This window comes from Pantoea sp. QMID4 (assembly GCF_030270445.1).
GTDB lineage: Bacteria > Pseudomonadota > Gammaproteobacteria > Enterobacterales > Enterobacteriaceae > Pantoea > Pantoea vagans.
This window is the reverse complement of record NZ_BSXL01000011.1, coordinates 36,391-56,858: the sequence shown is the minus strand read 5'-3', so window position 1 is coordinate 56,858 and position 20,468 is coordinate 36,391. Positions and strand designations below refer to the sequence as shown.

Annotated in this window: 23 protein-coding genes; 16 read left to right on the top strand and 7 right to left on the bottom strand. The window is 55.2% G+C overall.

All coding sequences use genetic code 11. The features are described 5' to 3' along the window. Window positions 1-147: 147 nt before the first annotated feature. From rfaD to coaD, 11 genes are all read left to right on the top strand, one after another. On the top strand, window positions 148-1,080 hold the full coding sequence (gene rfaD / locus QSK07_RS21035) for an ADP-glyceromanno-heptose 6-epimerase (protein ID WP_033734492.1): 933 nt from the start codon (window positions 148-150) through the stop codon (window positions 1,078-1,080). A 17-nt stretch (window positions 1,081-1,097) separates the two neighbouring features. Next, window positions 1,098-2,153 (top strand): ADP-heptose--LPS heptosyltransferase RfaF, encoded by a 1,056-nt coding sequence (gene rfaF, locus QSK07_RS21030; RefSeq protein WP_098052014.1) that lies wholly within the window; start codon window positions 1,098-1,100, stop codon window positions 2,151-2,153. Next, window positions 2,141-3,118, top strand: coding sequence for a lipopolysaccharide heptosyltransferase RfaC (gene rfaC, locus QSK07_RS21025; protein WP_098052013.1), 978 nt, complete (start codon window positions 2,141-2,143; stop codon window positions 3,116-3,118). The genes rfaF and rfaC overlap by 13 nt, the downstream gene beginning before the upstream one ends. Next, the gene (locus QSK07_RS21020; RefSeq protein WP_285722886.1) at window positions 3,115-4,191 is read left to right on the top strand and encodes a glycosyltransferase family 9 protein; all 1,077 of its coding nucleotides are present in this window, start codon (window positions 3,115-3,117) and stop codon (window positions 4,189-4,191) included. The genes rfaC and QSK07_RS21020 overlap by 4 nt, the downstream gene beginning before the upstream one ends. A gap of 9 nt (window positions 4,192-4,200) precedes the next feature. Continuing rightward, the gene (locus QSK07_RS21015) at window positions 4,201-5,190 is read left to right on the top strand and encodes a glycosyltransferase family 8 protein (RefSeq protein ID WP_275222609.1); all 990 of its coding nucleotides are present in this window, start codon (window positions 4,201-4,203) and stop codon (window positions 5,188-5,190) included. Window positions 5,191-5,525: 335 nt separating this feature from the next. Further along, on the top strand, window positions 5,526-6,512 hold the full coding sequence (locus QSK07_RS21010; protein WP_275222611.1) for a glycosyltransferase: 987 nt from the start codon (window positions 5,526-5,528) through the stop codon (window positions 6,510-6,512). 73 nt (window positions 6,513-6,585) lie between these two features. Further along, complete coding sequence (rfaQ, locus tag QSK07_RS21005; RefSeq protein ID WP_285722882.1) at window positions 6,586-7,662, top strand: putative lipopolysaccharide heptosyltransferase III; 1,077 nt, start codon at window positions 6,586-6,588, stop codon at window positions 7,660-7,662. Next, window positions 7,655-8,788 carry a glycosyltransferase family 4 protein gene (locus QSK07_RS21000; protein ID WP_098052008.1) on the top strand — a complete coding sequence of 378 codons (1,134 nt, stop codon included), beginning with the start codon at window positions 7,655-7,657 and terminating at the stop codon, window positions 8,786-8,788. Before rfaQ ends, QSK07_RS21000 begins: the two co-directional genes overlap by 8 nt. 92 nt (window positions 8,789-8,880) lie before the next feature. After that, the gene (waaA, locus tag QSK07_RS20995; RefSeq protein WP_098052007.1) at window positions 8,881-10,155 is read left to right on the top strand and encodes a lipid IV(A) 3-deoxy-D-manno-octulosonic acid transferase; all 1,275 of its coding nucleotides are present in this window, start codon (window positions 8,881-8,883) and stop codon (window positions 10,153-10,155) included. Next, window positions 10,155-10,931 (top strand): glycosyltransferase family 2 protein, encoded by a 777-nt coding sequence (locus tag QSK07_RS20990; RefSeq protein ID WP_285722880.1) that lies wholly within the window; start codon window positions 10,155-10,157, stop codon window positions 10,929-10,931. The genes waaA and QSK07_RS20990 overlap by 1 nt, the downstream gene beginning before the upstream one ends. Next, complete coding sequence (gene coaD, locus QSK07_RS20985; protein WP_033734511.1) at window positions 10,928-11,407, top strand: pantetheine-phosphate adenylyltransferase; 480 nt, start codon at window positions 10,928-10,930, stop codon at window positions 11,405-11,407. Before QSK07_RS20990 ends, coaD begins: the two co-directional genes overlap by 4 nt. Here coaD and mutM read toward each other — a convergent pair. The 4 genes from mutM to radC form a co-directional block, all read right to left on the bottom strand. Continuing rightward, a complete protein-coding gene (mutM, locus tag QSK07_RS20980) occupies window positions 11,404-12,213 on the bottom strand; it encodes a bifunctional DNA-formamidopyrimidine glycosylase/DNA-(apurinic or apyrimidinic site) lyase (protein ID WP_098052005.1) in 810 nt (269 codons plus the stop codon). The genes coaD and mutM overlap by 4 nt on opposite strands. A 69-nt stretch (window positions 12,214-12,282) precedes the next feature. After that, entirely contained in the window at window positions 12,283-12,450 is a 168-nt protein-coding gene (gene rpmG, locus QSK07_RS20975) for a 50S ribosomal protein L33 (protein ID WP_001051798.1), read from the bottom strand. 19 nt (window positions 12,451-12,469) lie between these two features. Further along, window positions 12,470-12,706 carry a 50S ribosomal protein L28 gene (gene rpmB / locus QSK07_RS20970; RefSeq protein WP_013359508.1) on the bottom strand — a complete coding sequence of 79 codons (237 nt, stop codon included), beginning with the start codon at window positions 12,704-12,706 and terminating at the stop codon, window positions 12,470-12,472. A gap of 241 nt (window positions 12,707-12,947) precedes the next feature. Beyond that, the gene (gene radC / locus QSK07_RS20965) at window positions 12,948-13,604 is read right to left on the bottom strand and encodes a RadC family protein (RefSeq protein WP_098052004.1); all 657 of its coding nucleotides are present in this window, start codon (window positions 13,602-13,604) and stop codon (window positions 12,948-12,950) included. 180 nt (window positions 13,605-13,784) lie between these two features. On the opposite strand from radC, the gene coaBC reads away from it, so the two are divergent. The 3 genes from coaBC to slmA all read left to right on the top strand — a co-directional run bounded on the left by coaBC (window position 13,785) and on the right by slmA (window position 16,157). Then, window positions 13,785-15,005, top strand: coding sequence for a bifunctional phosphopantothenoylcysteine decarboxylase/phosphopantothenate--cysteine ligase CoaBC (gene coaBC / locus QSK07_RS20960; protein ID WP_285722870.1), 1,221 nt, complete (start codon window positions 13,785-13,787; stop codon window positions 15,003-15,005). After that, on the top strand, window positions 14,983-15,441 hold the full coding sequence (gene dut, locus QSK07_RS20955; protein ID WP_285722869.1) for a dUTP diphosphatase: 459 nt from the start codon (window positions 14,983-14,985) through the stop codon (window positions 15,439-15,441). Before coaBC ends, dut begins: the two co-directional genes overlap by 23 nt. Before the next feature lie 119 nt (window positions 15,442-15,560). Further along, window positions 15,561-16,157, top strand: a complete 597-nt coding sequence (slmA, locus tag QSK07_RS20950; RefSeq protein ID WP_098052001.1) for a nucleoid occlusion factor SlmA — start codon at window positions 15,561-15,563, stop codon at window positions 16,155-16,157. Window positions 16,158-16,192: 35 nt separating this feature from the next. Here the strand turns inward: slmA and pyrE are convergent, their stop codons facing one another. Continuing rightward, the gene (pyrE, locus tag QSK07_RS20945) at window positions 16,193-16,834 is read right to left on the bottom strand and encodes an orotate phosphoribosyltransferase (RefSeq protein ID WP_285722866.1); all 642 of its coding nucleotides are present in this window, start codon (window positions 16,832-16,834) and stop codon (window positions 16,193-16,195) included. A gap of 49 nt (window positions 16,835-16,883) precedes the next feature. Continuing rightward, entirely contained in the window at window positions 16,884-17,600 is a 717-nt protein-coding gene (gene rph / locus QSK07_RS20940; protein WP_003851334.1) for a ribonuclease PH, read from the bottom strand. A 149-nt stretch (window positions 17,601-17,749) separates the two neighbouring features. On the opposite strand from rph, the gene QSK07_RS20935 reads away from it, so the two are divergent. Continuing rightward, a complete protein-coding gene (locus tag QSK07_RS20935; protein WP_285722863.1) occupies window positions 17,750-18,934 on the top strand; it encodes a NupC/NupG family nucleoside CNT transporter in 1,185 nt (394 codons plus the stop codon). Window positions 18,935-18,971: 37 nt separating this feature from the next. Here the strand turns inward: QSK07_RS20935 and QSK07_RS20930 are convergent, their stop codons facing one another. Further along, window positions 18,972-19,397, bottom strand: a complete 426-nt coding sequence (locus tag QSK07_RS20930; protein WP_098051999.1) for a DUF3574 domain-containing protein — start codon at window positions 19,395-19,397, stop codon at window positions 18,972-18,974. A gap of 155 nt (window positions 19,398-19,552) precedes the next feature. Here QSK07_RS20930 and QSK07_RS20925 point away from each other — a divergent pair, with 155 nt between their 5' ends. Beyond that, window positions 19,553-20,416 (top strand): YicC/YloC family endoribonuclease, encoded by an 864-nt coding sequence (locus tag QSK07_RS20925; RefSeq protein ID WP_033784313.1) that lies wholly within the window; start codon window positions 19,553-19,555, stop codon window positions 20,414-20,416. Window positions 20,417-20,468: the final 52 nt, after the last annotated feature.

Sequence of the window (20,468 nt, the reverse complement as noted above, 5' to 3'; positions counted from 1 at the left end):
ATTTTTGCAGCATAGTTCACGCCGTGACGATGTACGCGCAACGCGTTACAGAGTCATCTGGCTGTCTGCACTCTGATGAAATGTTATGATGTGTGGTATTCGTGTGTGAAACCTCCTGTTTCACCCCACAACGTTGAAGGTAACAACATGATTATCGTAACTGGCGGCGCAGGAATGATTGGCAGCAACATCGTCAAAGCGCTGAACGATCGCGGTCACACCGACATTCTGGTGGTGGATAATCTGAAGGATGGCACCAAGTTTGCCAATTTAGTCGACCTGGATATCGTCGATTACATGGACAAAGAAGAGTTCCTGATGAGCGTGATCGCGGGCGATGATTTAGGCCCGATTGAAGCGGTCTTCCATCAGGGTGCCTGCTCCTCCACGACCGAGTGGGATGGCAAGTACATGATGGAAAACAACTATCAGTACTCAAAAGAGCTGCTGCACTTCTGCCTTGAGCGCGAGATCCCGTTCCTTTACGCCTCTTCCGCAGCCACTTACGGTGGACGCAACGAGAATTTCATCGAAGAGCGCCAGTATGAGCAGCCGCTGAATGTCTATGGCTATTCCAAGATGCTGTTCGACCACTATGTCCGTCAGATGCTGCCGGAAGCGAACTCGCCGGTGTGCGGCTTCCGCTATTTCAACGTCTACGGCCCGCGTGAAGGCCATAAAGGCAGCATGGCCAGCGTTGCCTTCCATCTGAACACACAGATCAGCAACGATGAAAATCCAAAACTGTTTGAAGGCAGCGATGGCTTTAAGCGTGATTTCATCCACGTTGATGATGTGGCAGAAGTGAATCTGTGGTGCTGGGAAAATGGCGTCTCCGGAATTTATAACTGTGGTACAGGCCGCGCCGAATCCTTCCAGGAAGTGGCTGATGCGGTTCTGAAATTCCATCAGAAAGGTCAGATCGAGTACATCCCGTTCCCGGAAAAACTCAAAGGACGCTATCAGGCCTATACCCAGGCCGATCTCACTAAATTGCGTGCTGCCGGTTACGACAAGCCATTTAAAACGGTGGCGCAGGGCGTCGCTGAATATATGGTCTGGCTGAACCGCAACGCATAAAGGAAGCTGCTCCGGCGATGAAAATTCTGGTAATCGGCCCGTCGTGGGTCGGCGATATGATGATGTCGCAAAGTCTCTATCGCACACTTAAGGCCGAACATCCGGATGCAGTGATTGATGTGATGGCACCCGCGTGGTGCCGCCCATTACTGTCACGCATGCCGGAGGTGAATCAGGCGCTGGCGATGCCGCTCGGGCATGGCGCACTGGAGATTGGTGAACGTCGCCGGTTGGGAAAAGTACTGCGCGCCAGTCACTATGACCGTGCTTATGTGCTGCCTAACTCCTTTAAGTCGGCGCTGGTTCCCTTCTTTGCCGGAATAAAACGTCGCGTCGGCTGGCGCGGTGAAATGCGCTATGGCCTGCTGAACGATTTGCGGGTGCTGGATAAAACGGCGTTTCCACTCATGGTTGAGCGTTACGTTGCGCTGGGCTACGACACGCCTGTTGCTTCGGCGGCGCAGCTGCCACAGCCGCTGTTATGGCCAAAGCTTCAGGTTGAAGAGCAGGAAAAGATTGAAACCGCCGCACAGTTCCAGCTCGCGGCGACCCGTCCGATCATCGGTTTTTGTCCGGGCGCTGAATTTGGCCCCGCCAAGCGCTGGCCACACTATCACTACGCCACGCTGGCCCGTCAGTTGATTGCTGAAGGCTTCCAGATTGTGCTGTTTGGCTCCGCCAAAGATCGCCCGACCGGCGACGAGATTATCGCTGCGCTGCCAGAAGATGCACGCGGCCACTGTCGTAATCTTGCCGGTGAAACCCAGCTGGAGCAGGCAGTGATTCTGCTGGCGCAATGCCGTGCCGTGGTCAGCAACGACTCCGGCCTGATGCATATCGCTGCGGCGCTGGACCGTCCGCTGGTGGCGCTCTATGGGCCGAGCAGCCCTGACTTTACGCCGCCGCTTGCAAAACAGGCGCGTATTATTCGCCTGATTACCGGCTATCACAAAGTCCGCAAAGGCGATGCCGAACAGGGCTATCACCAGAGCCTGATCGACATTCAGCCTGAGCGCGTACATCAGACGCTGAGCGAACTGCTCGCACCACAGGAGGTGCCATGCACGTCCTGATTGTTAAAACCTCTTCGATGGGCGATGTGCTGCATTCACTGCCGGCGCTGACCGATGCGATGCATGCTATCCCCGGTATCCGTTTCGACTGGGTGGTGGAAGAGAACTTCGCGCAGATCCCTGGCTGGCATCCTGCGGTCGATAAGGTGTTACCGGTCGCAATCCGTCGCTGGCGCAAACACTGGTTTGGCAGTCAGCAGCGTGAAGAGCGTGTGCAGTTTAAGCGCGCGTTACAGTCGCGTGAGTACGATGTCGTCATTGATGCGCAGGGGCTGATAAAAAGTGCCGCGCTGGTTACCCGCTTATCGAAAGGGGTAAAACACGGGCAGGACAGCCGCAGCGCGCGTGAGCCGTTTGCCAGCTGGTGGTATGACGTCCGCCATGAAGTCAGTAAGCGACAACACGCGGTTGAGCGGACGCGCGAACTGTTCGCCAAAAGCCTGGGCTATGAAAAGCCGCAAAGTCAGGGTGACTACGCGATTGCCGGACACTTCCTGCATCATCTGTCCGCTGACGCACATCATTATCTGGTCTTTCTGCATGCCACAACGCGTGACAACAAGCACTGGCCGGAATCCCACTGGCGTCAGCTTATTGAGCAGGTCCAGCCCAGCGGGCTGCGGGTGAAATTGCCCTGGGGTGCAGAACATGAGCATCAACGCGCCTTGCGCCTTGCTGAAGGATTTGAGCATGTCGAGGTGCTGCCTAAGCTGACGCTGGAAGCGATAGCACAGCAGCTGGCGGGCGCGCGGGCGGTGGTTTCGGTCGATACCGGATTGAGCCACCTGACGGCGGCACTGGATCGCCCCAACCTCACACTGTATGGCCCGACCGATCCCGGCCTGATTGGCGGGTATGGACAGAACCAACAGGCATTAAGCGCCCCGAATCACAATCTGGCGGAGCTGACTGCTGACGCGGTGGCAGAAAAACTTCAGGCCGTTATCAGGGAAAATACGCCATGAACTATGTGCTGATCTATCTGCTGCTGGTGCCTTTGCGGACGGTAATGCGGCTGTTTTACCGTCCAACCGGGCGCAGCTTAATCATTCAGACGGCAAAAATTGGTGATTTCATCAATATCACCCCGATGCTCCGCGCCCTGGGTCAGTCTGAACTGCTGATCAGCAAGGCGGTCGAGCCGCTGGCGCGTCACGATGATACGGTCAGCCACTACTTTCTTATCGAAGATGCTAAACGCAGCTTTTTTGCCAAACTGAAGCTCGCGTTCACGCTGATGAACCGTTATGACAACGTCTATCTGGTGCAGCCTAACAGCGTGAACCTGTTTTTCGCCGCGTTATGTAATGCACCGAACAAGCAGTTTCTGCGCACCTATGTACGCAAGTCTTACCATGCAACCTTCTATCGCAGCGCCAGCGGCATTGTCGACCATAGCAAAACGGATTTAACGCTCGACAGTTATCTGAAGCTGATCAACCGTGACTACCGCTATACCGATTTTCCCAAACATGCGACTTCGCCGCTCTTGCAGCCGGCTGAGCCGCCTGTTGCGCTGCGTAATCCGCGCAGCGGCATTAAAATAGGTATCAGTATTTCTGCCGGTAATCGGGCCAAAACCATTCCTGCCAGCATCTGGCAGCAGCTGATGGCGTCGCTGGCTGAGCTGCCCTGCACTTTTTATGTCTTTGGCCCACCGGCTGAGCAACCGTGGCTGGATGAGTTACTGAGCCTGACCGGCCCCAAAGAGAATATCGTCAGCCTGATTGGTGAGCTGAAACTGGAAGAGGTTCCCTGGGCCATTGCGCAGATGGATTTCTATATCGCCTCTGATTCTGGCAATGCGTATATTGCTGATGCCCAGCAGATTCCGGTGATCATGCTTTACGGGCCGTGTGAAGTCAGGGAGCAGCGTCCGGTCAATAACGTGTTGTTTATCGGACCCGATAATATTGCGGCCTCCACGTTCGTTTTTGCCACCCGTTTTAAGTTTGATCAGCCCGCTGAAAAATTATTCGGGCTGGATCACGATAAACTGACTAGAATACAAACGTTTATTACTCATAATCTGGAATAGTGAAGCGTAATGGCAATTACCCCTCTTGCTGATGCCGTTCAGCAAAGTCAGCTGCTGGTCAACACGCTTGCTGACACGGATGACAATCCGGTTCACGTTGCGTTTGGCATCAACCACGCCTACGCGCGTGGCCTGGGCATTACGCTGTTTTCACTTCTCCATCATCATCCTGATACCGCGTTCCACGCCCATATTTTCTCAGATTCGCTGCGTAATAAAGATGTGGAAAAACTGCGCTTGCTGGCCACAGGCCACCGTCTGGCGATTACGTTGCATATTTTTAACAGTGCCTGGGTTGATCAGTTGCCTGCTGTGGGTCGCTATCCTAAAAGCATCCACTACCGATTCCTGATCCCTGAAACTGTGGCGAGCTACAGCGATAGGGTGATCTATATTGATGCTGACACGCTTGTAGTGGGTGACTACTCTCCTCTGTTCACCCTGGATATCGCGGATTACACGCTGGCGGCCTGTAACGACACACCACGTGCGCGGCAGAACCAGTGCGCAAGGCTGGGGCTGAAGCATCATCACTATTTCAACTCCGGCTTTATGCTGATCAATATTCCGCGCTGGCTCGAAAGGCAGACTACGGCGCGCATTACCGACGTGCTGGTGACGCGTGGCGCAGAGTTTGGTTTTCCCGATCAGGATGCGCTGAATATTGTGCTGGAGAATGAGATTCTGCTCCTGCCGGACCGCTATAACCATATTTACGACATCATCGCCAATAAAGTCTGGGATCATTCTGGCGTGCCAGATGGCACCGTCATGATTCACTACACCGGTAAATGCAAACCCTGGCATGCATGGGCCGGCAGCGATCTTTCCCAGCTCTACTACCGCTACTACCAGCGCTCGCCGTGGGCTTCACAGCCACTTGATACACCCAGACATTATAAAGAGATGAAGCGCTTCGCCCGTATAAAGTGGCATCAGAAAAAGTATGGTGAAAGCCTTAGCTGGATAATGCATTACATCAGGCTTAAATTTTTTTAATCAGCGCCAGAAGTCATGCTGTCAGATTAATGCGGGTACGGTTATTTCCGTGCCTGGCTTTCCCTTTAACTATTCCGCCTGCTGTTTATCACTACATTCATAAAAAACGACGCTGACAGAAAGCAGGCATAATAATCTGTTTACCTGCTTGCCCGCTTTGCGTAAAAAAAGCGCATATAACGCATTATTACTGGCGGGCGTGGTTTTTAGTAAAGCAGGAAAGCCACACCGTCTTATAATCGTGAACTTCCTCATTCCACTCTGCTGATTTGGAAATGATTTATGACGAGGCAATGCCCTTTCGCAGTGAATTCAACGCGGGTGCAGATAGTGTGATGAGTACTTCTCCTTTGCTGAGTATCATTACGCCGATGTTCAATGCGGGCAGCATGTTTGATGAGTTCATGCAGTCACTGCTGGCGCAGACGCTGACCTCGCTGGAGGTCATCATTGTCGATGACGGTTCAACCGACGGCTCAGGTGAGCGCGCTGACCTGTATGCACAGCAGCACTCTCATATTCGTGTGATTCATCAGGAAAACGGCGGCGTGTCGCGCGCCCGTAACGCGGGTCTGGCTATAGCCCGTGGGAAATATGTCACCTTCCCGGATGCAGATGACACCATGCAGCCCGATATGTATCAGACGCTGGTGACGATGGCAGAAGCGGACAATCTGGATGCGGTACAGTGCAACGCCGAGTGGTTCTTCAAACACAGTCAGCGGGTAAAACCGCTGATTCCGCTTGATCGCCTGCGCAGTACGCCGGTGCTGAGCGGTGCTGACTGGCTTAATACCGCGCTGAAAACGCATCGTTATATGCATGTGGTCTGGCTGGGCATCTATCGGCGGGAACTGATCGGGCAGCATCAGTTGCAGTTTGAGCCGGGCCTGCATCATCAGGATATTCCCTGGACTACCGAGTTTATGCTGCTGGCGAAACGCGTGCGGTATACCCAAGCCGTGCTCTATCGCTACTATATGCACGACGCTTCAATCAGCAACCGCAAACGTACCGGCGAGCGTAATGTTGAATATCAGCGTCACTACCTTAAGGTTGCGCGGCGGCTGGAAGAGCTTAACACCCGTTATCGTGACCGCGTGAAAATCTACCCGTCGTTTCACTATCAGGTAACGCATGAAGCGCTGAGCGTTTGCCACAGTGTGAGACGTGAGCCTGACGCCCGCGCACGACAGGCAATCATTGCCGAGCTGTTCGCTACCCGGACACATCTGCGCATGCTCCGGAATGCCCGGGGAATTAAGCAGTGGTATCAGTTGCTGTTATGGCTGGCCCGGCTCTATCGCTGGCGTGATAAATAACCTTTGAGGCTGGCTTTATCCTAAAAAGGGTTTGCCCTACAATCGGTTCACTGAATTCTGAGAACTCTTGTTTATGGCCAGCCTGATTCCAGCAAACTTCTCTCCAAAAAATATATTACTGATTAAGCTGCGCCATCATGGTGACATGCTGCTCGCAACGCCCGCCATCAATGCGCTTCATGCGCGTTATCCGCAGGCCAGCATCGACGTATTGCTCTATCAGGAAACGCGTCCGATGCTGGAAGCGCATCCGGCCATCCGCCATTTGCACGTCATCGATCGCAAATGGAAGCAGGAGGGTACCTGGCGCAAGCTGGGCCATGAGCGTGCATTAATTCGCGCCGTACGTGACGCGCATTATGATTTGGTGATTAACCTGGCCGATCAGTGGCGCGCTGCCCTGATTACGCGATTGTCCGGGGCACCCGTCCGTATCGGTTTCGCCTTCAAAAAACGCGATAACGCCCTGTGGCGCTGGTGTCACCACCGTCTGGTCCCCACACACAATCACAGCAAACTGCATACCGTTGAACAGAATATGTCGGCACTGGCCCCCCTCGGCATCAGCAGCGATGGCGCACGCGTCTCAATGTACTACAGCGACGCTGATCAGCAAATCGTGCTGGCCCGACTGGCGGAACATCATATTACCGCGCCCTATATTGTGGTGCAGCCGACCTCACGCTGGGGCTTTAAATGCTGGGAAGAGGAGAGCGTTGCAGCCACACTTGATCAGCTGGCGAAACCGGGCCGCAAAGTGGTGCTGACCGCCGGGCCGGACAAGCAGGAGCTGGCGATGATTAACCGCATTCGCGCGCGCTGTGCGTCGCCGGATGTGGTTTCGCTGGCGGGTCAGTTCACGCTGCCGCAGCTGGCGGCATTGATCGATCACGCCCGTCTGTTTATTGGTGTCGACTCTGCACCAATGCACATGGCTGCCGCGCTTAAAACGCCCTGTATTGCGCTATTTGGTCCGACCAAGCTACAGCACTGGCGCCCCTGGGGTGATAACAACCATGTTATCTGGGCGGGTGATTATGGCCCGCTGCCCTCACCGGATTCTATCGACACTAAAACTGACCAGCGTTATCTCTCGGCCATTCCGGTAAAGGATGTGGTCGCGGCAGCGAGGAGCTACCTGAATGAGTAAGTTACGGCTGGCGATTGTCCGGCAGAAATATCGTCCGGATGGCGGTGCTGAACGTTTTATCTCACGCGCACTGGAAGCGCTGGGCAGCGAAAAGCTCGATCTCAACATCATTACCCGCAGCTGGCAGGGCACGCCCAACCCAGACTGGCATCTGCATATCTGTAATCCGGCAAAGCTGGGCCGGGTCTCTCGTGAACGCGGTTTTGCCCGGGCAGCACGTACCTGCTGGGAGCGGGAAAAGTTTGATATTGTTCAAAGCCATGAGCGCATCGCGGGCTGTGACATTTTCCGTGCGGGTGATGGCGTGCATCGTGTCTGGCTGGAACAGCGCGCACGCATCGTCTCATCGTGGCAGCGGCTGAGTGCTGCACTCAGTCCTTATCACCGCTATGTTCTGCAGGCGGAAGCGGAGATGTTCAACTCTCCGACGCTGAAAGCGGTGATCTGTAATTCAGAGATGGTAAAGCGCGATATCCTGCGCTGTTTCTCGCTCGACGCCGGGAAAATCCATGTCATCCATAACGCTATCGATGCAAGTCGTTTCCAGCCCGCTATGGAAGCAGCCCGTCGCGCTACCCGTCAGCAACTGTCACTGCCCGATGCCGCTACCGTACTGATTTATGTCGGCTCCGGCTTTGAGCGTAAAGGGCTGAAAGCGGCGATACAGGCACTGGCTGCCAGCGATCGTTATCTGATTGTAGTGGGCCAGGATAAACAATTACAACGCTATCAGCAGCTGGCAAACCAGCTTCACTGCCTGGACCGCCTGCGCTTTGTCGGCGTACAGCAGGATGTGCAGCCGTTCTACCACGCGGCGGATGGCCTGTTGCTGCCCACGCTCTATGATCCCTTTCCGAATGTGGTGCTGGAGGCGATGGCCTGCGGCTTACCGGTCATTACCAGCACCGGTTGCGGTGGCGCGGAATTTATTACTGCTGGTCAGGAAGGCTTCGTCTGTGATGCCCTGGATATCAATGGCTTAAATCAGGCGGTTAATGCAATACCGGCGCTTTCCGTCGATTCACGAATGGGTGACGCGGCGCGACGTAAAATTGAGCCTTACAGTCCGCAACAGCTGGCGCAGGCGCTGACTTCGCTTTACCAGCAGGTACTGAGTAGCAACTGACAATCCGGGATGAGTGCATGCAGGGTTTCTGATACCATGCCGCCATCTCATTTTAATCTGTTTTTAGACGCGAACCTGCTTTAACGGTAACTATGACGACCATTTACACCGCATTGCTCTACTTCATTCAGCCACTAATCTGGCTGCGCCTGTGGCTGCGCGGTCGTAAAGCGCCTGCCTATCGCAAACGCTGGGCAGAACGCTATGGCTATTGTGTCGGCAAAGTGAAGCCCGACGGCATTGTACTGCACTCGGTCTCTGTGGGTGAAACGCTGGCCGCGATTCCGCTGGTGCGCGCACTGCGTCATCGTTACCCGACCCTGCCGATTACCGTCACCACCATGACGCCGACCGGCTCTGAGCGGGCGCAATCTGCTTTTGGCAAAGATGTGCACCATGTCTATCTGCCTTATGATCTGCCAGGTTCAATTAATCGTTTTCTGGATACGGTTAATCCACGGCTGGTGATCATCATGGAAACGGAGCTGTGGCCGAACATTATCCGCATTCTGCACCAGCGTAACGTTCCGCTGGTAATCGCCAATGCCCGCCTCTCGGCCCGCTCCGCCAAAGGTTATCGCAAGCTGGGTAAATTTATGCGCCAGCTGTTGCAGAGCATCACGCTGATTGCGGCACAGAATACGGAAGATGGCGACCGCTTCCTGGGTCTGGGCCTGAAACGTTCACAGCTGGCGATTACCGGCAGCCTGAAGTTTGATATTTCCGTCACGCCAGAACTGGCCGCCAGAGCGGTAACGCTGCGTCGCCAGTGGGCGCCGCGTCGCCCGGTGTGGATCGCCACCAGCACGCACGAAGGCGAAGAGGCCATAGTGCTGGATACTCATCGTCGCCTGCTGCAGACGTTTCCGGATCTGCTGCTGATTCTGGTTCCCCGCCATCCTGAACGCTTTAACGATGCGCGCGAACTGACGCAGGAACGCGGCTTCAGCTTTATCCTGCGCAGCAGCGGTGAGATCCCTTCAGGTTCCACGCAGGTGGTCATCGGCGACTCAATGGGTGAGCTGATGCTGCTTTACGGCATCGCCGATCTGGCGTTTGTCGGCGGCAGCCTGGTTGAGAGGGGCGGACACAACCCGCTGGAACCCGCTGCCCATGCCCTTCCGGTGCTGATGGGGCCACACATCTGGAACTTCAAAGATATCTGCAGCAAGTTGCAGGAAGGCCAGGGTCTGATCACCGTCACCGATGTGATTTCACTGGAAAAAGAGGTCTCTAACCTGTTACAGGATGATGATTACCGCCGTTATTACGGACGCCATGCGGTAGACGTACTGCACCAGAACCAGGGTGCGCTTCAGCGTCTGCTACAGTTACTCGAACCGCATCTGCCACCTCGGGCCCACTAATGTCAGCACGCCAGCGTCTTTCTGTGGTTATGATCGCCAAAAATGAAGCGGAGCTGCTGCCGGATTGTCTGGCCTCAGTCAGCTGGGCCGACGAAATTATTGTGCTGGATTCTGGCAGCAGTGACGAGAGTGTTGAGATCGCCACGCAGGCCGGGGCGCAGGTCTATCAACGTGATGACTGGCAGGGCTATGGCATCCAGCGTCAGCGCGCGCAGGACTATACCTCCGGCGATATGATTCTGATGATCGATGCGGATGAGCGCATTTCACCCGAACTGCGCGCCGCGATTGAGCAGGTGCTGGTCGCCCCACCCAGCCGCACGGTTTACAGCCTGGGCCGCAGTAATCTGTTCCTCGGCCGCTTTATGCGTCACAGTGGCTGGTATCCCGACCGCGTGATGCGCCTCTATCCACGCACCTTCCGCTACAATGACAACCTGGTGCATGAATCACTGCAGAGTGACGGTGCGCCGGTGGTGGCGTTGCCTGGCGATCTGGAACATCTGACCTGCCGCGATTTAATCGCCTTTCAGCGTAAGCAACTGGCCTATGCCGAAGCCTGGGCCACGGAACGTTATCAGCGCGGTAAGCGCTGCGGCCTCTTTTCTGTGTTCAGCCATACGCTGGGTGCGTTTGCTAAAACGTTGCTGCTGCGTGCCGGTTTTCTCGATGGCAAACAGGGCTGGATTCTGGCGGTCGTCAACGCGCAATATACCTTCAATAAATATTCAGCCCTCTGGGCGCTGAATCACGCTTCGGCAAAAGGGCGAGTATGACCACTAAAGCCATCTATCCCGGTACGTTTGATCCTGTAACGCTCGGTCATCTCGACATCGTGACGCGGGCAGCGCAGATGTTTGATCAGGTGATTCTGGCCATTGCTGCCAGCCCCAGTAAAAAACCAATGTTCAGCCTGGATGAGCGCGTGGCGCTGGCCGGTCAGGTGGTTGCCCATCTGCCGAACGTTGAGGTGGTCGGCTTCAGCGACCTGATGGCAAATTTCGCCCGTGACCAGCAGGCGAATGTGCTGGTCCGTGGCTTGCGCGCGGTGTCAGATTTTGAATATGAAATGCAGCTGGCGCAGATGAATCGTCACCTGCTGCCAACGCTGGAGAGTGTGTTCCTGATGCCGTCTGAAGGCTTCTCGTTTATCTCCTCTTCGCTGGTCAAAGAGGTGGCGCGTCACAGCGGCGATGTTTCCGCCTTTCTGCCCGCGCCCGTGCATCAGGCACTGCTGGCTAAACTGGCTTAATGCTGGCAGTTGGGGCACCAGTAGGTGCTGCGCTGCCCGTGCCTGCCGCTGATAATCGGCGTACCGCATGCCCGGCAGGGTTCACCGGCCCGGCCATAAACCTGCAACTGCTGGGCAAAATAGCCAGGCTTGCCGTCGGTCTGTAAGAAGTCACGCAGCGTAGTACCGCCCTGCTCAATTGAACGTAACAGCACCGCTTTAATGGTGTTAACCAGCAGCTCCGCTTCAGCCTGCGACAGACTTCCTGCGGCACGATCGGGAAGGATCCCGGCGGTAAACAGTGACTCACTGGCGTAAATGTTGCCCACGCCCACCACCACTTTGTTATCCATCAGCCACTGCTTGATGAGCGTCCGTTTGCCACGTGACTTATCAAACAGGTAAGTGCCGTCAAACTGGTCGCTAAGCGGCTCAGGTCCGAGATGCGCCAGCACGCTGCTGCCCGTCAGATCGCTGCTCCAGAGCCAGGCACCAAAGCGGCGCGGGTCGGTGTAACGAAGTACTTTGCCGTTGCTCATCACCAAATCAACATGGTCATGCTTCGCTGCTGGCAGCTCCCCGGATAGCACGCGCAGGCTGCCCGACATGCCCAGGTGGATAATAATCCAGCCATGCGGCAGTTCCAGCAGCAGATATTTCGCCCGACGCTGCACGCTGAGCACCGGCTGATCGCTTAGCGCCAGGATCTCCTGCGAAACAGGCCAGCGCAGACGTGAATTACGCACCACGGCGTGAAGAATGGTTTCACCGACCAAATGCGGCTCGATACCGCGGCGGCTGGTCTCAACCTCTGGCAACTCTGGCATACCCTCTCCTCAGCGTTTTACACAAACAAAAAACCCGGCCGGAGCCGGGTTTTTAGCAGAACACTAAAATTACTTAATTTTAGCTTCTTTGTAGATCACATGCTGACGTACAACCGGATCGAACTTTTTCAGTTCCAGCTTCTCTGGTTTAGTACGTTTGTTCTTCGTGGTGGTATAGAAGTGACCTGTACCAGCAGAGGAAACCAGCTTGATCTTCTCACGAATACCTTTAGCCATGATTCAGTTCCTTAGTACCTTAGTACTTCTCACCACGGGCACGCATGTCGGATAAAACCGTATCAATGCCCTTTTTATCAATAATGCGCATACCTTTAACAGATACACGCAGAGTAACGAAGCGCTTCTCGCTCTCAACCCAAAAACGGTGTGAGTGCAGGTTCGGAAGGAAACGGCGTTTCGTCGCGTTCATTGCGTGGGAACGGTTGTTACCCGTTACCGGACGCTTTCCAGTTACCTGGCAGACTCGTGACATGTCTATATCTCCAAAAATCAAATCAGCTCGAGCTTTAAAAATTAGGTTTTGGCCGCCTCGTCAGGCTTGCAGCCCGCCAGGCGAGTTCCATGGAACCCGCTAAGCTGGCCTAACCGCCAAACCCGAGATTCTCAAAGGTGGCGTAGTATACGCCGCTCAGCCCAAGTGCTCAAGTCCCGAACAGATAAAGATCCCGAATGATCGGGCAAAAAGCCGCCACCTGGCGCGAAATTTCCCTGAATCAGAGCCATCCCCGCTCAGCAAAGGAGACATATTCGCCATGGCCAATCACCAGATGATCGAGCAGACGGATGTCGAGTAGCTGACAGGCTTCGCTGACTTTATGGGTCACTTCACGGTCAGCACGGCTCGGTTCCGCCATCCCCGACGGATGATTATGCGCCAGTATCAGGGCAGCTGCGTTGAGCTTCAGCGCTTCCCGGACGATCTCGCGGGGGTGAACTTCCACGCTACTAATGGAGCCAGAGAACATATTCTGTGCCCGCAGCACCCGATGCTGATTATCCAGAAACAGGGCCATAAAGATCTCCCGCTCCTGGTGGGCTAACAGACTTTGCAGATACTGGCGTGTAATCTGTGGATTTTCCATCACGCTTTCGCGCGCCAGTTTACTGGCAAAAAAGCGCTTCGCCAGTTCGGCAATCGCGTGCAGTTGCGCCAGCTTGGCATCACCGACACCTTTAATTTTGCAAATTGCCGCTTTGTCTGACGTCATGAGCTGATACAGCGAGCCAAATCCCTCCAGCATCTGCCCGGCCAGCTCAAGGACGTTCTGCCCCGGCGAGCCGGTGCGGAGAAAGATGGCCAGCAGTTCGGTATCGCTGAGCGAATGCGCGCCCAGTTTTTGCAGCTTTTCCCGTGGTCCCTTGATTTTCATCTTTGCTCTCCCTGAGATGCGCCTAAGAGTGGCCCATCCTGCAGCGTACCGCTATCAGTGGCGCATCAATCTTCGAGGCGGCTCGCAAACGCAGTTGGTGAAAAGGCGCGCCCACGCTTTTGTGATAAAGTCCGTGCATTCGCCGCCGCGGGCGGCAGAGAGCTTAGTGAGGCCAACATCATGATGGGATTAGCCGGCAAAAAAATTCTTCTTGGCGTGAGCGGCGGTATCGCCGCTTATAAAACACCTGAGCTGGTGCGTCGCCTGCGCGACCGCGGCGCTGATGTCCGCGTAATGATGACGGAGGGGGCAAAGGCCTTTATTACTCCGCTCAGCCTGCAGGCCGTTTCAGGCTATCCGGTGTTTGACGATCTGCTTGATCCGGCAGCGGAAGCGGCGATGGGTCATATTGAACTGGCAAAATGGGCCGACCTGATTGTGCTGGCACCGGCCACTGCCGACCTGATTGCCCGTATCACTGCCGGTATGGCAAACGATCTGGTGACCACCGCCGTCTTAGCGACGGCCTCACCCGTAGCGGTAGTGCCCGCCATGAATCAGCAGATGTATCGTGCGGCGGTGACCCAGCACAACCTGCAGACGCTGCATGAGCGTGGCGTGCTGATCTGGGGGCCGGACAGCGGCAGCCAGGCTTGCGGTGATGTCGGGCCAGGCCGGATGCTCGACCCGCTGGTGATTGTTGACCATGCGGTGCAATGGGCTGCGCCCGTCAACGATCTGCAACATCTCAACATTATGATAACCGCCGGTCCAACCCGTGAAGCACTGGACCCGGTGCGCTACATCTCGAATCACAGCTCCGGCAAAATGGGCTTTGCGATTGCCGCTGCCGCTGCCAGACGCGGCGCACAGGTAACGCTGGTCAGTGGTCCGGTCAGCCTGGCGGCACCAGCGGGTGTGCGGCGCATTGATGTTACTAGCGCGCTGGAGATGCAGGCCACCGTCATGAGCGAGATAGATAAACAACATATTTTCATTGCAAGCGCAGCCGTGGCAGACTACCGGGCAGCCGATATTGCGGCCGATAAAATCAAGAAACAGGGCGGCGATGATAGCGTCACGCTGAACCTGGTAAAGAATCCCGATATTGTTGCCGGGGTCGCCGCACTTCAGGAAAACCGGCCATTTGTGGTTGGATTTGCTGCTGAAACACAGAATGTGGAAGAATACGCCCGGCAAAAACGGGTGCGCAAGAATCTGGACCTGATCTGCGCTAACGATGTCGCTAAAGCCGGACAGGGATTTAATAGCGACACCAATGCTCTTCACCTTTTTTGGCAGGATGGGGAAAAACGCTTACCGCTCAGCGATAAGTCTCTCCTTGGCCAACAATTAATAGACGAGATTGTCAGCCGTTATGATGAAAAAAATAGACGTTAAAATTCTGGATGCGCGTGTCGGCAAAGAGTTTCCACTGCCGACCTACGCCACGTCAGGTTCCGCTGGGTTAGATTTACGCGCCTGTATTGATGAGGTGCTCGACATCGTACCAGGCACAACGACGCTGGTCCCGACCGGCCTGGCGATTCATATCGCCGACCCCGATCTGGCCGCTGTGATCCTGCCGCGCTCAGGCCTGGGTCATAAACACGGCATCGTGCTGGGCAACCTGGTCGGGTTGATTGACTCCGACTATCAGGGACAACTGATGGTGTCGGTCTGGAATCGCGGTCAGGAAAGTTTCTCTCTGCAACCCGGCGATCGCATGGCACAACTGGTCTTTATACCGGTGGTACAGGCGGAATTTAACCTGGTCGACGATTTCGACGCCAGCCAGCGCGGCGAAGGCGGCTTCGGCCACTCCGGTCGCCAGTAACCCGCATTACCGACTTTCACTTACGCCCGTTATTTTTCCTCATCGCCATGGGACGCGTTCCTGTGGCAGATGCGTAGGTGTTGCCTGTTTTTAGGTGAATTTCAGGGGTTTTTAAGGTCATGGCAGAAAAAAAAGTCGCGAAGCGGAACCGTCGCGAAGAGATTTTGCAGGCGCTGGCACAGATGCTTGAGTCAGGTGATGGCAGTCAGCGCATTACCACCGCCAAGCTGGCAGCCACAGTAGGCGTTTCCGAAGCGGCGCTATATCGTCACTTCCCCAGTAAGACACGCATGTTCGATAGCCTGATTGAGTTTATCGAAGACAGTCTGATTACCCGCATCAATCTGATCCTGAAAGATGAAAAAGAGACCATGACGCGCCTGCGTCTGATCGTGCAACTGATTCTGGGATTTGGTGAGCGTAATCCGGGACTGACGCGCATCCTCACTGGCCATGCGCTGATGTTCGAGCAGGACCGGCTACAGGGACGTATTAATCAGCTGTTTGAGCGGATTGAAGTGCAACTGCGACAGGTGATGCGTGAACGGAAAATGCGTGAGGGCGAAGCTTTTCAGGCTGATGAGGCGTTACTGGCAAGCCAGCTGCTGGCTTTCTGTGAAGGTTTACTGTCGCGCTATGTCCGTTCTGAGTTTCGTTTCAGTCCCACCGCAGACTTTGAGGCTCGCTGGCCGCTGATGGCCGCCCAGCTGGCGTAAAGAGTCAAAGAAGGCGGGCATTGCGCCCGCCTCTGTTAAATCCCGTATGCTTTCTGATAGGCACGAACCTGAGCCAGATGATCGGCCATCTCCGGTTTCTCTTCCAGCCAGCTAATCAGGTCGGCCAGTGTGATAATTGCGGTCACTTTGCAGCCGTAATCACGTTCCACTTCCTGAATCGCCGACATCTCTCCACGTCCACGCTCCTGACGATCAAGTGACACCAGCACGCCTGCCAGGGTAGCGTTGTGCGCGCCGATAATATCCATCGACTCACGAATCGCTGTGCCTGCCGTGATCACATCGTCCACCAGCATCACTTTGCCCTGCAGCGGGCTGCCCACCAGCAGGCCGCCTTCACCGTGATCTTTGGCTTCTTTGCGGTTGAAACAGTAAGGCACATCGCGGTCATGATGATCCGCCAGCGCCACCGCCGTAGTGGTCGCAATCGGAATGCCTTTATAGGCCGGGCCGAAAAGCAGATCGAAATCGATAGCGCCATCCACCAGCGCCTGCGCGTAGAAGCGTCCCAGCAGCGCTAAATCCCGTCCGCTGTTAAACAGACCAGCATTAAAGAAATAGGGGCTTTTACGCCCTGACTTTAAAGTGAACTCACCGAACTTCAGCACCTGCTTGTTCAGGGCGAATTCAATAAACTGACGCTGCCAGGCTTTCATTTCTCACTCCTCAAATAAAGAAAAGGCGACCCTGAGGTCGCCTGTTACATCAATTTTCCAGCGCTGCTTTCTGCGCCTGAATCAATTCCTCAATGCCGCCACGTGCCAGCGCCAGTAGCGTCAACAGCTCTTCATGGCTGAACGGTTCGCCCTCGGCGGTGCCCTGCACCTCGATCATGCGACCATCTTCCATCATCACGACGTTCATGTCGGTTTCTGCCGCGGAGTCCTCGACGTACTCCAGATCGCACAGCGCTTCGCCTTTAACGATACCTACTGAAATCGCCGCGACCATGCCCTTCATTGGATTGGCTTTCAGCTTGCCGCTGGCCACCAGCTTGTTCAGCGCATCGGCCAGCGCCACACAGGCGCCAGTGATTGACGCAGTGCGGGTGCCGCCATCGGCCTGAATGACGTCACAGTCGAGCGTAATGGTAAATTCACCCAGCGCTTTAAGATCAACCGCGGCGCGCAGTGAACGGGCGATCAGACGCTGAATCTCCAGCGTACGGCCACCCTGCTTGCCTTTAGCGGCTTCGCGCGCCATACGACTGTGGGTAGAACGCGGCAGCATGCCATATTCAGCCGTGACCCAGCCCTGGCCCTGGCCTTTAAGGAAACGCGGAACCCCTTCGTCTACGGAGGCAGTGCAGAGCACTTTCGTTTCGCCGAATTCCACCAGAACGGAACCCTCTGCATGTTTGGTGTAATTGCGGGTCAATGTGACTGGACGCACCTGTTGTGCGCTACGGCCTGCTGGACGCATGGGTATTCTCCGGCTTGCTAATGATTGGCTGCGCATTATACGGACTTCCTTGCCCGCTGTCTCTTGCGCCGGTCTGACGCAGGCATCAGATGAAATTCCCGGCCAGCTGTGGCTAAATGCGCTTTCCTTTCTCTCTGATAAAAAAATATATGGCCGCCATTCTTCATTTTCTGCTGGCGCTGGTGGTGATTTTCGCCCTTGCGCTGCTGGTCAGTCATGACCGTAAACAGATTCGACTGCGCTTTATTGTTCAACTGATTGTGGTGGAAGCCGCGCTGGGTTGGTTCTTCCTTCATTCTGCCGGGGGGCTGGCGCTGGTTGGCTCGTTCGCAGGATTCTTTGAGACGCTGCTGGGCTTTGCCGCGCAGGGTACGGAATTCGTGTTTGGCGGAATGAGCAAACAGGGGCTGGCGTTTATCTTCCTTGGCGTGCTCTGTCCGATTGTTTTTATTTCAGCCCTGATCGGCATATTGCAGCACTGGCGCATCCTGCCGCTGCTGATCCGTATTTTCGGAACGCTGCTGTCGAAGATTAACGGCATGGGCAAGCTGGAGTCGTTCAACGCCGTCAGCACGCTGATTCTCGGTCAGTCGGAAAACTTCATCGCCTATAAAGGGATTCTGGGTGATATCCCGCCGCGCCGGCTATACACCATGGCAGCGACCGCGATGTCTACCGTTTCGCTGTCGATTGTCGGTGCTTATATGTCGATGATTGAACCGAAGTATGTGGTTGCTGCGCTGCTGCTGAACATGTTCAGTACCTTTATTATTTTGTCGATCATCAACCCGATGGAAAGCCAGAACGAGCAGCCTATCGCGCTGGAGAAACTGCATGAAGATCAGAGTTTCTTTGAGATGCTGGGCGAGTACATCCTGGCAGGCTTCAAGGTAGCAATGATCATTCTGGCCATGCTGATTGGTTTTATTGCCCTGATTGCTGCTATCAACGCGCTGTTTGCGGCGGTGTTTGGTTACAGCTTCCAGCAGCTGCTCGGCTACCTGTTCTATCCTCTGGCCTGGCTGATCGGCATTCCCAAAGCGGAGGCCCTGCAGGCGGCCAGCATCATGGCGACCAAGCTGGTCGCGAATGAGTTTGTGGCGATGATTGAGCTACAGAAAATCGCGGCGGGCATGAGTGCGCGTGGGCTGGGTATTCTGTCAGTGTTCCTGGTTTCTTTTGCTAACTTTGCCTCAATCGGCATTGTGGCAGGTGCGATAAAGGGCCTGAATGAGACACAGGGAAATGTCGTTTCCCGGTTTGGCTGGAAGCTGGTTTATGGCTCCACGCTGGTGAGCCTGCTCTCTGCGGCTTTCGCCGGTCTGTTTATCTGATGGTTTAAGGGCGGCAGCGCTGCCGCCCGCTTTCGGCCTAGAACCCGACACAAACGGGTGCATCTACCCGCATCACCGACTCCTGACCGAACCGTTTTTTATAGAGGCTGCGTAAAGCCTCAATATCCTGATTGGTGGCGGGATCGATACCGTGGATCAGCATCAGCGCTTTACTGTTTTCTCGTGCCAGCTGACCGTTCTCACCCAGCCATTGCCCCTTAGCGTCATAAACCGACAGTCCCGCTTTGAAACGTGGCGTCACGTCATTATCCACAAAGTTCATCCAGTCGAGTGAACTCACCCTGCCGCCATCTGGCTTACTCATTCCAAACCACAATGTGGTCTGCATCATCATCTCGCCTCCCGCGCAGATGGGTTGCGGTTTCGTAGGCGGCGCGTGGCGTGTCTGGCAACCCGCCAGCAGCAGAGCAATCACAACAGGAAGAGCAATAACGCGTGACATAGATCGATCATCCTCACAAGGGGTCAGTGGTCATCATAAGTGGCTCTTGCGGAAAGCGGAAATGGTTCGTTATTTTCCGGTGAGACGCTTATGCCTGTTATGCCATGGCTCGCCTCGCTATACTTCACCCATCTTTCCGCAAATGAGTACCGCTTATGATCCGCAGTATGACCGCTTATGCCCGCAGCGAAGCCAAAGGCGAATGGGGCAGCGCCGCCTGGGAGCTGCGTTCTGTTAACCAGCGTTATCTGGAAACCTACATCCGTCTGCCGGAACAGTTTCGTGGGCTGGAGCCGGTTATCCGCGAACGCATTCGCCAGCGTCTGACGCGCGGTAAAATTGAGTGCAACCTGCGTTTTGATGCCGACCCTAGCGCGCAGGGCGAGCTGATGCTCAATGAAACCCTGGCGAAACAGCTGGTGCAGGCGGCCAACTGGGTGAAGATGCAGAGCGATGAAGGCGCGATTAATCCGCTGGATATCCTGCGCTGGCCCGGTGTGATGTCTGCACAGGAGCAGGATCTGGATGCCATTAACACGCAGTTATTGAAGGCGCTGGATAGTGCGCTGGATGATTTCATTGCGGCACGTGAAAGCGAAGGCACCGCACTCAAAGCGATGATTGAGCAGCGTCTGGAAGGGGTTTCACAGGAAGTCAGCAAAGTGCGTGCGCAGATGCCTGAAGTCATCAAATGGCAGCGCGAGCGTCTGGTCGCCAAACTGGAAGATGCTGAAGTCCAGCTGGAAAATAATCGCCTTGAGCAGGAACTGGTGATGATGGCGCAGCGTGTTGACGTCTCTGAAGAGCTGGATCGCCTGGATGCTCACGTTAAAGAGACTTACAACATCCTGAAAAAGAAAGAAGCGGTTGGCCGTCGTCTTGATTTCATGATGCAGGAGTTCAACCGTGAGTCGAACACGCTGGCATCGAAGTCGATCAACGCCGATATCACCGCGTCAGCGATCGAACTGAAAGTGCTGATTGAACAGATGCGCGAGCAGATTCAGAATATCGAGTAATACATTTTCGGCAGGTCAGTAATGAAGCGCCAGCAATGGCGCTTTGTTCATT

Bases quoted from the DNA above. Each gene is read 5' to 3' on its own strand.
- rfaD (WP_033734492.1), top strand. From the start codon at position 148: ATGATTATCGTAACTGGCGGCGCAGGAATGATTGGCAGCAACATCGTC.
- rfaF (WP_098052014.1), top strand. From the start codon at position 1,098: ATGAAAATTCTGGTAATCGGCCCGTCGTGGGTCGGCGATATGATGATG.
- rfaC (WP_098052013.1), top strand. From the start codon at position 2,141: ATGCACGTCCTGATTGTTAAAACCTCTTCGATGGGCGATGTGCTGCAT.
- QSK07_RS21020 (WP_285722886.1), top strand. From the start codon at position 3,115: ATGAACTATGTGCTGATCTATCTGCTGCTGGTGCCTTTGCGGACGGTA.
- QSK07_RS21015 (WP_275222609.1), top strand. From the start codon at position 4,201: ATGGCAATTACCCCTCTTGCTGATGCCGTTCAGCAAAGTCAGCTGCTG.
- QSK07_RS21010 (WP_275222611.1), top strand. From the start codon at position 5,526: ATGAGTACTTCTCCTTTGCTGAGTATCATTACGCCGATGTTCAATGCG.
- rfaQ (WP_285722882.1), top strand. From the start codon at position 6,586: ATGGCCAGCCTGATTCCAGCAAACTTCTCTCCAAAAAATATATTACTG.
- QSK07_RS21000 (WP_098052008.1), top strand. From the start codon at position 7,655: ATGAGTAAGTTACGGCTGGCGATTGTCCGGCAGAAATATCGTCCGGAT.
- waaA (WP_098052007.1), top strand. From the start codon at position 8,881: ATGACGACCATTTACACCGCATTGCTCTACTTCATTCAGCCACTAATC.
- QSK07_RS20990 (WP_285722880.1), top strand. From the start codon at position 10,155: ATGTCAGCACGCCAGCGTCTTTCTGTGGTTATGATCGCCAAAAATGAA.
- coaD (WP_033734511.1), top strand. From the start codon at position 10,928: ATGACCACTAAAGCCATCTATCCCGGTACGTTTGATCCTGTAACGCTC.
- mutM (WP_098052005.1), bottom strand. From the start codon at position 12,213: ATGCCAGAGTTGCCAGAGGTTGAGACCAGCCGCCGCGGTATCGAGCCG.
- rpmG (WP_001051798.1), bottom strand. From the start codon at position 12,450: ATGGCTAAAGGTATTCGTGAGAAGATCAAGCTGGTTTCCTCTGCTGGT.
- rpmB (WP_013359508.1), bottom strand. From the start codon at position 12,706: ATGTCACGAGTCTGCCAGGTAACTGGAAAGCGTCCGGTAACGGGTAAC.
- radC (WP_098052004.1), bottom strand. From the start codon at position 13,604: ATGAAAATCAAGGGACCACGGGAAAAGCTGCAAAAACTGGGCGCGCAT.
- coaBC (WP_285722870.1), top strand. From the start codon at position 13,785: ATGATGGGATTAGCCGGCAAAAAAATTCTTCTTGGCGTGAGCGGCGGT.
- dut (WP_285722869.1), top strand. From the start codon at position 14,983: ATGATGAAAAAAATAGACGTTAAAATTCTGGATGCGCGTGTCGGCAAA.
- slmA (WP_098052001.1), top strand. From the start codon at position 15,561: ATGGCAGAAAAAAAAGTCGCGAAGCGGAACCGTCGCGAAGAGATTTTG.
- pyrE (WP_285722866.1), bottom strand. From the start codon at position 16,834: ATGAAAGCCTGGCAGCGTCAGTTTATTGAATTCGCCCTGAACAAGCAG.
- rph (WP_003851334.1), bottom strand. From the start codon at position 17,600: ATGCGTCCAGCAGGCCGTAGCGCACAACAGGTGCGTCCAGTCACATTG.
- QSK07_RS20935 (WP_285722863.1), top strand. From the start codon at position 17,750: ATGGCCGCCATTCTTCATTTTCTGCTGGCGCTGGTGGTGATTTTCGCC.
- QSK07_RS20930 (WP_098051999.1), bottom strand. From the start codon at position 19,397: ATGTCACGCGTTATTGCTCTTCCTGTTGTGATTGCTCTGCTGCTGGCG.
- QSK07_RS20925 (WP_033784313.1), top strand. From the start codon at position 19,553: ATGATCCGCAGTATGACCGCTTATGCCCGCAGCGAAGCCAAAGGCGAA.